Origin of the sequence: Streptomyces glaucescens (assembly GCF_002154375.1) — a bacterium.
Classification (GTDB): Bacteria; Actinomycetota; Actinomycetes; order Streptomycetales; family Streptomycetaceae; genus Streptomyces; species Streptomyces glaucescens.
The window spans coordinates 1-11,388 of record NZ_MUND01000182.1 but is presented as its reverse complement, the minus strand read 5'-3'; the positions used below and the strand labels follow the sequence as shown (position 1 = coordinate 11,388).

Here is an 11,388-nt window from a genome sequence, read left to right as displayed (position 1 = left end):
CGTCGGCGCGGCCCAGGAACTCCAGCAGTCCCCGCTCGTCGCGGCGGGCACGGTCGCCGGTGCGGTACATCCGCTCCCCCGGCGCGCCGAACGGGTCGGCGAGGAAACGCGCGGCGGTCAGGCCGGGGCGGTTCAGGTAGCCGCGGGCCACCTGCGCGCCGGCGAGGTACAGCTCGCCCGGCGTGCCGGGCGGCACCGGGCGCAGGGCGCCGTCGAGGACGTAGGCGCGCAGGTTGCCGCCGGGCCGCCCGATGACCGGCCGGTCGGGGCGGTCGGTGACCCGCCCGTAGGTGGCGTCGACGGTGCACTCGGTGGGGCCGTACATGTTGTAGGCGGTGACGCCCAGTTCGGCGGCGCCGCACAGCTCCCGCCAGATGTCCGGGCCCGTCGCCTCACCGCCGACCAGCAGGACGCGCGGGTGGTGGCGGCCGGGCGCGAGGAGTCCCGCGGAGAGGAGTTCACGCAGGAAGGACGGGGTGACGTTGACCAGGTCCAGGCGTCGTTCGGAGATCTGTGCGCAGAACGCCTCGGGGTCCAGGCGTACGTCCTCGTCGACGAGGTGGACCTCCTGGCCGAGGGCGAGCAGCAGCGGCCCCTCCCAGGAGGTGTCGAAGGAGAACGAGGCGCTGAGCGCGGCGCGCAGCCGCCGTCCGTCCGCGGTGTGCGGGGCGACGAGCCCTTCCCGGTGGTCGTGGCAGAGGTTGACCAGGTGGCGGTGTTCCACGACGACGCCCTTGGGGCGGCCGGTGGAGCCGGAGGTGTAGACGATGTAGGCGGCGTGGTCCGGGCGCAGCGGGGCCGGGCGGTCGTGGTCGGTGGGGTTGTGGGCGGGCAGCCGCTCCCACGGTGTGTCGCGCAGCGCGTCGGCGGTGAGCACGGTGTGCGGGGCGGCGTCCGCGAGAAGTCCGGCGGCGCGCTCCTCGGGCAGCTCGGGGTCGAGGTACAGCAGGGTGCCGCCCGCCTTGGCGACGGCGAGGACCGCCACCATCAGGCCGGAGGTGCGCGGCAGCCGTACGGCGACCACCCGCTCGGGGCCGGCACCCTGGGCCAGCAGGTGGTGGGCGAGCCGGTTCGCGCGGTCGTTCAGGCCGGCGAAGTCGAGGGTGGCGTCCCGGGCCACCAGCGCGGTGACGTGCGGGGTGCGGGCGGCCTGCGCCTCGAACAGGGCGGGGAAGGTGGTCTCCGGGACGGTGCGGTGCGGTCCCTGCCCGTCGTGCAGCACCCGCCGCCGTTCGTCGGCGGTCATCAGCTCCAGTGCCCGTACGTCCCGCTCCGGGTCCCGCACCGCCGCTTCCAGCAGCAGCCGCAGCCGGTCGGCCAGGCGGCGGACGGTGTCCTCGTCGAACAGGCCGGTGTTGTACTCCAGGTGGCCGGTGACGCCGCCGTCGGCCTCCACGAAGTCGAAGGCCAGGTCGAAGGTGGCGTGCCGGACCGGCGGCAGGACCGGTTCGGCGTCCAGGCCCGGCAGCACGGGGGCCTCGGCGCCCAGGTTGTGCAGGGCGACCATGACCTGGAACAGGGGGGTGCGGCTGGTGTCCCGTTCGGGCTGGAGGGCGTCCACCAGCCGTTCGAAGGGCACGTCCTGGTGGGCGAACGCGTCCAGGACGGTGCCGCGCACCTGTTCCAGCAGGGCGCGGAACGACATGCCGGGGCGCACCTGGTTGCGCAGCACGAGGGTGTTCACGAACATGCCGACGACGTCGTGCAGTTCGGGACGCTCGCGGCCCGCGGTGACGGTGCCGACGGCGAAGTCGTCCTGGTCGGCCCAGCGGGACAGCAGGACCGTGCACGCGGTCAGCAGCGTCATGTAGAGGGTGGCGTCCGCCTCCCGGCCCCGCTCGCGCAGCCGGTCGGTCAGCTCGGCGGGCAGGGCGAAGGTCACGAGCGCGCCGTCCCGGGTGCGCACGGCGGGACGCGGCCGGTCGGTCGGCAGCTCCAGCGGCGGTACGCCCTCCAGCTTCTCGCGCCAGTGGGCGAGTTGCCGCTCGGCCTGTTCGGTGCGGGCGCGCTGCCAGGCGGCGTGGTCGGCGTACCGGACGGGCAGCTCGGGGAGTTCGGGGCGGCGGCGTTCGCGGGCCGCCGCGTACAGCTCGCCCAGGTCCCGGCCGAGGACGCCGAGCGACCAGCCGTCGGTCACGATGTGGTGGACGGCGAGGGCCAGCACGTGCTCGTCGGCCGCCGTGCGGGCCAGCCGGGCGCGCAGCGGCGGCCCGGCCGCCAGGTCGAAGGGCGTGGCGGCCTCGCGCTCCAGCAGCTCCTCCAGCGCCGCTCGCGGGTCGGGGGCAGTGGAGAGGTCGTCCGCGACGAGGTCGACCGGGTGCGGTGGGTGCACCAGCTGCCAGGGCTGTCCGTCCTGTTCGGAGAACGTGGTGCGCAGCGCCTCGTGCCGTGCGACGAGGCCGTCCAGGGCGGTGCGCAGGGCCTGCTCGTCGAGCGGGCCGCGCAGGCGCAGCACGGACAGCGTCGTGTACTCGGTGCTGCCGGGCTCGAACCGGTCGAGGAACCACAGGCGCTGCTGGGCGTACGAGAGCGGCGCGGGGGTCTGCGGAGCGGTCGCCGGTATCGCGTCGGCCCGTGGGGCGGACGTGTCGTCGGCCGGTTCGCCCAGTTCGGCGGCGAGCGCGGAGACCGTGCGGCGGGTGAACAGCAGTCTCGGGGAGACGTCGGGGCCGAACGCGGCGCGCAGCCGGGCGGTGACGCGAACGGCGAGGATGGAGTCGCCGCCGAGCGCGAAGAAGTCGTCGCCGGCGTACACCTCGTCGACCCCGAGCACGTCCGCCCAGGCGGCGGCGACCGCCCGTTCGGCGGTGGTGCGCGGCGCGGTCCGGTCGGTGTCGGCGGCGTAGCCGTCCGCCGTCGGGGCGGGCAGGGCGCGTCGGTCGAGCTTGCCGTTGACGGTCAGCGGCAGCGCGTCCATCGGCACGTAGGCGGCGGGCACCATGTGGGCGGGCAGCAGCCGCTCCAGATGGGCGCGCAGCTCGGCCGCGGGGGGTGTCGCGCCGCCGGAGCCGACGACGTGCGCCACCAGCCGGCGGGTGCCGGAGGTGTCCTCGAAGACGCCGACGGTCGCGTCGGCGACGCCGGGGTGGGTGTGCAGGGCGGCCTCGATCTCGCCGGGCTCGATGCGGTAGCCGCGGATCTTCACCTGGGCGTCCGCGCGGCCCAGGTACTCCAGGGTTCCGTCGGACCGCCACTTCGCCCGGTCGCCGGTGCGGTACATGCGGCTGCCGGCCGGGCCGAACGGGTCGGCGAGGAAACGGGTGGCGGTCAGGCCGGGGCGGCCCAGGTAGCCGCGGGCCAGGCCCTCCCCCGCCACGTACAGTTCACCGGTCGCGCCCGGGGGCACGGGTGCCAGGTACTCGTCGAGCACGTAGACCCGCAGGTCGGGGATGGCCACGCCGATCGGGCTGGCGGGGCCGCCCGCGGCGGTGGCGGGGTCGAGCGGGGCGTGGGTGACGTGCACGGTGGTCTCGGTGATGCCGTACATGTTGACCAGGCGCGGGGCGGCGGCCGGGTGACGTGCCCACCAGCCGGCGAGCCGGCCGACGTCCAGGGCCTCACCGCCGAAGATCACCGTGCGCAGGGCGAGGGGGGCGCCGGTTCCGGGGTGTTCGGCGTCGGCGCGGACGAGGGGGTAGAACGCGGACGGCGTCTGGTTGAGGACGGTGACCCGCTCGTCGGCCAGCAGCCGCAGGAAGTCCTCCGGGGAGCGGGCGGTCTCGTCGGGCACGACGACGAGCCGGCCGCCGTGCAGCAGCGGGCCCCACAGCTCCCACACGGAGAAGTCGAAGGCGTAGGAGTGGAACAGCGTCCACACGTCGTCCGGGCCGAAGCCGAACCAGGGGCGGGTGCGGGTGAACAGCCGCACCACATTGGCGTGCGGGATCACCACGCCCTTGGGGCGGCCGGTGGAGCCGGAGGTGTAGATGGCGTAGGCGGGGCTTTCCGGGAGGGGGCGGCGGGCCGGGACGGGTCCGGTGGCCGGGCGCCGGGCCAGGTCGGCCGTCACGTCCGGGTCGTCGAGGAGGAGGACGGGCACACCGGTGTCGTCGGCGCGGGCCGCGGTGCCGGTGGTGGTCACCAGGGTCACCGGGGCGGCGTCGGCGAGGAGGTGGGCGATGCGTTCGGCGGGCGAGTTCGGGTCGATCGGCAGGTAGGCCGCGCCGGTCTTCAGCACGGCCAGGATCGCGACGACCTGGTCGGTGGAGCGGGGCAGGGCGAGGGCGACGAACCGCTCGGGTCCGGCACCGAGTCCGGCGAGCCGGTGGGCGAGCCGCCCGGCGCGGGCGTCGAGGGCCGCGTAGTCCAGGTGCTCGGTTCCGCACGTGACGGCGATGGCGCCGGGGGCGCGGGCGGCCTGCGCCTCGAACAGGTCCACCAGTGTCTCGGCGGGACGGCCGCTCTCGGTGCCGTTCCAGTCGGTGAGCATCCGCCGCCGTTCCCCGGCCGTCGTCCAGGCCAGGGAGCGCAGCGGCCGGTCGGTGCCGTCGGCCAGCTCGGTGAGCAGCAGGCACAGCCGGCCGGCGAGCGCGCGGACGGTCGCCGCGTCGAACAGGGCGGCGTCGTAGGCGAGGTCGAAGCCGAGGCGTTCGCCGTGGTAGGCGCGCAGGACGAGCGGGTAGTTGGTGGCGTCGCGGGAGGTCACCCCGGCCAGCCGGATCCCGGATCCGGCCGTGCGGGCCTCGTCGAAGGGGTAGTTCTCGAAGGCGACCATGCTGTGGAAGAGCGGGCTGCCGGACGGCACGTCGCTCAGCTGGGTCAGCTCGGCCAGCGACACGGCCGCGAACCGTCTCGACTCGGCCTGGGCGTCCTGGAGTTCGCGCAGCCAGGCCCCGGCCGGGCGCGCGGCGTCGACACGGACGCGGGTGGGCACGGTGTTGATGAACATGCCGACCATCGACTCGACGCCGGGCAGGTCGTCGGGCCGCCCGGAGACGGTGGTGCCGAACACCACGTCGTCCTGGGCGGCGTAGCGGGCCAGCAGGAGGGCCCAGGCGCCCTGCACGACCGTGTTGAGGGTGAGCCCGGCCTCTCGGGCGGCGCGCGCGAGACGGGCCGACGCCTCCTCGTCCAGTCCGGCGGTGCACACGTCCGCGGAACGGGTCTCGTGGGCCTCCCGCAGGGGACGGTCGGCGGGCAGCGGGGTGGGTTCGGCGAACCCGGCGAGGACGCCCTGCCAGTGGGCGCGTGCGGCGTCGGGGTCCTGTTCGGCGAGCCAGCGCACGTAGTCGCCGAAGGGACGCCGCAGCGGCGGCCGGGGCTCGGCGCCCGCGGTGAGCGCCGCGTACTCCTCGCACACCTCGGTCAGCACCTGGGCCAGGCTCCAGCCGTCCAGGATCAGGTGGTGGGAGGTCCACAGCAGGTGCAACCGGGCCTCGGGCAGCCGGACCAGGGTCAGCCGCATCAGGGGCGCGGCGGCGAGGTCGATGCCTCGGGCCAGGTCGTCGGCCCGCAGCCGGGCCAGCCGCTCGGCGCGTTCCGCCTCGTCCAGGTCACGCCAGTCGAGATGGGTGACCGGCACCCGTACGTCGCGGCGCACGACCTGGAGGGGCACCGGTACGTCCTCCCACACCACGCAGGTGCGCAGGGCGGGCGTGCGGTCGGTGACGCGCTGCCAGGCGACGGCGAAGGCGTGCGGGTCGGCTACGCCGTCCAGCAGCAGGCCCGCCTGGTCGACGTAGACGTCGTCGGGGCCGCCGACCAGCCGGTGGAAGAGCATGCCCTCCTGGAGCGGGGTCAGCGGCAGGACGTCCTCCACGTCCCGGCCGTCGCCGACCAGGCGGTCCAGGCGGTCCTGGTCGAGGCGGGCCAGCGGGAAGTCGGACGGGGTGCGGCCGCCCGCGCCGGGCCGGGCGCAGTGCTCGGTGATCGCGGCGAGCGCGCGGGTCATGCCGTCCGCGAGGGCGCGGACGGTGTCCTCGTCGTGCACCTGATCGCTGTAGTGCCAGGTGATCTGCAGTTCGCCGCCGGTGACCACGGCGGAGACGTCCAGCAGGTGGTCCAGCGGCTCGCCGGGGGCGATGTCGCGGCCGGGTGCCTCGCCCGCCGGGGCGAAGTCCCCGCCGCCGGAGGCCTCCCACTGGCCGTGGTAGTTGAAGCTGATCTGCGGCAGCGGTACGTCCCGCAGGGCGCGGGCGGCCTCGTCGGGCGAGCCGAGGCGGGCCAGGGCCTCGTGGCTCAGGCCGTGCCGGGGCACGGACCGCAGCCGCTCCTTCACCGCCTTGAGCGTGGCGCCCCAGTCGGGCGCCCCGGACGGTCCGGCGGGCGCGAGGGTGACGGGGTACTGGGCGGTGAACCAGCCCACCGTGCGGGACAGGTCCAGCGTGTCGTCCTCGCGGCCGTGGCCCTCCAGCAGGACGGTCACCCGCTCGCCGCCCGTCCAGTCGGCGAGGACCCGGCTCAGCGCGCCGAGCAGCACGTCGTTGACCTGGGTGCGGTAGACCGCGGGCACCCGGCGCAGCAGGGCCTCGGTGGTGGCGCGGTCCACGCGGGTGCCGAGGGTGCGGACCGAGCCGGCGAGCGGGACGCCGGGGCGGTCCACGGGCAGCGGGGTACGGGGCTGGGCGGCCTCGGCCGTCCAGTGCGGCAGGTCGGCGTCGAGGTCGCCGGCGCGCACCCGGCGCGAGAGGTGCGCGGCCCAGTCGGTGAACGCAGTGGCGACGGGCTCCAGCCGGACCGTCCTGCCCTCGGCAGCCTGCCGGTAGGCGTCGGCGAGATCGGCGAGGAGGATGCGCCAGGAGACGCTGTCCACCGCCAGGTGGTGGGCTGTGACGAAGAGCTGGGGCCGCTCGCCGGGGCGGGTGAACAGGGCGGCGCGCAGCAGGGCGCCGGTCTCCGGGTCGAGGGCGGCGCGGGCGGCCTCGGCGGCCTGTTCGCGTGCCGCCGTCGGGTCGGCGGCGCGGGAGAGGTCGTGGCGGGTGAGCAGGCCGGTGGCCGGTCCCTCACCGGGGTGCTGGCGCCAGGTGTCCCCCGAGCGGGCGAAGCGGGTGCGCAGCGCCGGGTGGTGGGCGGCCAGGGCCTCCAGGGCGCGCTCCAGGGACGGCTCGTCCAGGTCGTGGGGCAGGTCCAGCAGCATCGACATGCTGAAGTGGCGCAGCGGACCGTGGGTGGCGAAGAACCACTCCTGCACCGGAGTCAGCGGTGCCGGGCCCTCTTCGGCCGGGCGCCGGGGTGCGGGCACCTCTGCGGTGCGCACGGACGCGGCGGCGGCGAGGTCGGCGACGGTCTGGTGGCGGAAGACGTCCCGCGAGGTCAGGTGCAGGCCGGCCGCGCGGGCGCGGGAGACGGCCTGGATGCTGAGGATGGAGTCGCCGCCCAGCTCGAAGAAGTTGTCCGTCACGCCGACCCGGCGCGCGCCCAGCACCTCGGCCCAGATGCGGGCCAGGGTCTCCTCCGCGGGGGTGCGCGGGGCGACGAACTCCCGCTCGCGCTCGCCGCCCTCGAAGTCGGGGGCGGGCAGGGCGCGCCGGTCGACCTTGCCGCTGACGGTCATCGGCAGGGCGTCGAGCACGGTGAAGGAGGACGGCACCATGTGGTCGGGCAGCACCCGCCGCACGGCCGCCCGCACCTCGCCCGCGGCGGGCCGCGCGTCGCGGTCGGCGGGGACGAGGTAGGCGGCGAGCCGGGTGTGGCCGTGCGGGTCTGAGACGGCGACGACCGCTGCGGCGGCTACCTCGGGCAGGTCGGTGAGGGCCGCCTCGACCTCGCCGGGCTCGATGCGGTGGCCGCGCACCTTGACCTGGTCGTCGGCGCGCCCCAGGTAGTCGAGGCGTCCGTCGGCGGTCCAGCGGGCCAGGTCGCCGGTGCGGTACATGCGGGTGCCGGGCGGGCCGAACGGGTCGGGCAGGAACCGCGCGGCCGTCAGCCCCGGCCGCCCGCTGTAACCGCGCGCCAGTTGCGCACCGGCCAGGTACAGCTCGCCGCCGACACCTGGCGGCACGGGCCGGAGCCGGTCGTCGAGGACGTAGGCGCGCACGTTGGCCAGCGGCCGGCCCACGGTCGGCCGGCCGTCGCCCGCTATTCGGCAGGCCAGCGCGTCGACGGTGCACTCGGTGGGCCCGTAGAAGTTGTACGCGGCCACGTCCCGCCGCGTCGCCAGCTCCCGCCACAGGGCGGGTCCGACGGCCTCGCCGCCGAGCATGAGGACGCGCGGGTGGTGGCGCCGGTCGGTGAGCAGTCCGGCGGGCAGCAGCTGGCGCAGGTAGGTGGGGGTCAGGTCGAGGAAGTCGATGCGGTGCTCGACGACGTACTCGACCAGCGCGGCGGCGTCCAGCCGGGTCGACTCGTCGACCAGGTGCAGCGGGTGGCCGTCGGCCATCAGCAGCACGCCCTCCAGCGAGGTGTCGAAGGAGAACGACGCCGTGAGCGCCACCCGCAGCGGCCCGCCGCCCGCCTCGGCGACGAAGCCCTCGCGGTGGCCCGCCAGGAGGTTCGCCACGGACCGGTGCGCCACCGCCACGCCCTTGGGGCGGCCGGTGGAGCCGGAGGTGTAGATGACGTAGGCGGTGGTGTCGGGGTGCGGCGGGGCGAGCGGGCCACCGGTGGTGTCGCCGGCCTCCCGCAGTGCGGCTTCGTCCAGCACCAGCGCGGGCCGCGCGTCCTCCAGCAGGAAGCGCACCCTGTCCTCCGGCAGCGCCGGGTCCAGGGGCAGATAGCCGGCGCCGGCCTTCCAGACGGCGAGGATCGCCACGATCATGTCGGCGGTGCGCGGCAGTCTGAGGGCGACCAGGCGCTCGGGTCCCGCGCCGCGCGCCACCAGGTGACGGGCCAGGCGGTCGGCGCGCGCGTCGAGCGTGGCGTAGTCGAGGCGGACGTCCCCGGCGACGAGGGCGGTGGCGTGCGGGGTGCGGGCCGCCTGCCGGGCGAACAGCTCGGGCAGGGTCTCCTCGGGCACGGGGCGCGCGGTGGCGTTCCAGTCCCGTGTGACCTGCCGCTCCTGCTCGGGCGAGAGCAGGGGCAGGGCGCCGAGCGGCCGGCCCGGGTCCGCGGCGGCGCCGTCCAGCGTGCGCAGCAGCTGGTCCGCCATGCGCTCGGCGGTGGCCGCGTCGAACAGGTCGGTGCGGTACTCCAGCAGGCCGGTCAGACCGTCTCCGTCGGGCACGAACTCGACGCTCAGGTCGAACGTGGCGGCCCGCCGGGGCACGGCGACCGGGGAGGCGGTCAGGCCGTGCGGGTCGGGCGCGGCGGGCGGCGCGGGGTGCAGCAGGACCATCACGTCGAACAGGGGGTTGCGGCCCGCCTCGCGGGTCGCGCCGACGGCCTCCACGAGCCGCTCGAACGGCGTGTCACCGTGCGCGAAGGCGTCGTTGACCGTGTCCGCGGCGGCAGCGAGCAGGTCCCGGAAGGAACCACTCGTCTCGACGCGGGTGCGCAGCGCGACGGTGTTGACGAAGAACCCGACGGCCCGCTCCAGGTCGGTGCGACCGCGTCCGGGGGTGAGCGAGCCGACGGTGATGTCGTCCTGCCCGGACCAGCGGGCCAGCAGGGTCTGGCAGGCGGCGACCAGGGCGGTGAACAGCGTGGTGTGCTGCTCGGCCGCGAGCTGCTTCAGCCGGGCCGTGGTGGCCGCGGGGACGGTGAAGGTGTGCACCGCGCCCGCGCCGGACTCCTCGCCGCGGCGTGGGCGGTCCAGCGGCAGTTCGGGTGCGACCGCACCGGACAGTCTCTCCTTCCAGTGCGCCAGGTGACGCTCCAGTCGGGTGCCGGAGAGTTGCTCGCGCTGCCAGACGGCGAAGTCCGGGTACTGCGTGGCCACCGGAGGCAGGGCGGGCCGCGCGCCCTGGACGAGGGCGTCGTAGGCGGTGCACAGCTCGTCCAGCAGGACACCCATGGACCAGCCGTCGGTAACGATGTGATGGGCCGTCAGCAGCAGGACGTGCGTGTCGGGTGCCTCGCGCAGCAGCAGGGCACGCAGCAGTGGCCCGGCCTCCAGGTCGAAGGGCCGCTCGTACTCGGCCAGCAGGGCCGCGTCCAGGTCCGCCGGGCCGTCGCCCGGAGCCGTCAGGTCCCGGACGGGCAACGGGAGCGGCCCCGCGGGGTGCACGGTCTGCGCGGGGGTGCCGTCGCTCTCCTCGAACGTGGTGCGCAGCGCCTCGTGCCGAGCCACCACGTGCTCCAGCGCGGCGGCCAGGGAGGTGTGGTCGAGGGCGCCGGTGAGGCGCAGCGCCACGGCGCTGTTGTAGCGCGGGTCGCCGGGGCGCAGCCGGTCCAGGAACCACAGGCGCTGCTGGGCGAAGGAGAGCGGCAGCGGCCGGGTGCGGTCGGCGCGCGGGATGGCCTGCCGGGCGGCGGCGCCGGGGGCGCCTGCGGCGGCCCGTCCGGCCAGCCGGCGGCGGAGCACTTCCTGGAGGTCCTGCGGCAGGGCCTCGGCGCGGTTTCGCTTCGAAGACGTCATGGTCGTCCGGTCCTCACCGTTCTTCGTGGTCGCTGTCGCCGCGTGCGGCGTCTTCGAGTTCGCTCAGCACCTGTTCCTCCACCAGGTCCGCCAGGGCGGCGACGGTGCGGTTGACCAGGACGTCGCGGGGCGTGAGGGTCACGCCGAAGGTGTCGTTGGCGCGGGAGGCGATGAGCAGGGCGCGCAGGGAGTCGCCGCCCAGGGCGAAGAAGTCGTCCTCGGCGCCCACGGTGGTCTCCAAGGCCTCCTCCCACAGGGCGGCGACGGCCTCCTCGGTGGGCGTGCGGGGCGGTACGTGCCCGGCGGCCGGCTCCCGCGTCTCGGGGACGGGGGCGGGCAGCGCGGCCCGGTCGGTCTTGCCGTTCTCCGTCAGCGGGAAGCGGTCCAGCGTCACGAAGGCCGAGGGCACCATGGGGCCGGGCAGGGTGCGGGCGGCGAAGGCCCGCAGGTCCGCGCCGGCGGGCGGTTCGGCGCCGGGCGCGACGAGCACGTGGGCCACCAGGCGCGGCAGCCCCGGTTCGTCCTCCCGTACGCTCACCACGGCGTCCAGCACCGCCGGGTGGCGCACCAGGGTCGCCTCCACCTCGCCGGCCTCGATGCGGTGGCCGCGCAGTTTGAGCTGGTGGTCGGTGCGCCCGAGGTAGTGCAGTTCGCCGCGAGCGTCGCGGCGGACCAGGTCGCCGGTGCGGTACATGCGGGTGCCGGGCGGTCCGAACGGGTCGGCGGTGAAGCGGGCCGCCGTCAGGCCGGGGCGGCGCAGGTAGCCGCGGGCCAGCGCCGGTCCGGCGAGCCACAGTTCGCCGGGCACGCCGTCGGGGACGGGGCGCAGGCGCGCGTCGAGGACGTAGGCGGCGGTGGCGGGCAGCGCGCGGCCGATGGGCGGTGCGCTGCCGTCCGGCTCCAGCGGGTCGGACCAGGTGGCGACGACGGTGGCCTCGGTGGGCCCGTAGGAGTTGATCATGCGGTGGTGCGGTGCCCACCGGGTGACCAGTTCG

General features: G+C 75.9%; 2 protein-coding genes. Both read right to left on the bottom strand.

Annotated elements, in window-relative coordinates; translation table 11 throughout:
- Window positions 1-10,393 (bottom strand): non-ribosomal peptide synthetase (locus CCN42_RS13565; RefSeq protein ID WP_143661907.1); only part of this gene is annotated, 10,393 nt, incomplete at its 3' end.
- A gap of 13 nt (window positions 10,394-10,406) precedes the next feature.
- The coding region (locus CCN42_RS13560) for a non-ribosomal peptide synthetase (protein ID WP_143661906.1) at window positions 10,407-11,388 on the bottom strand (982 nt) is incomplete at its 5' end.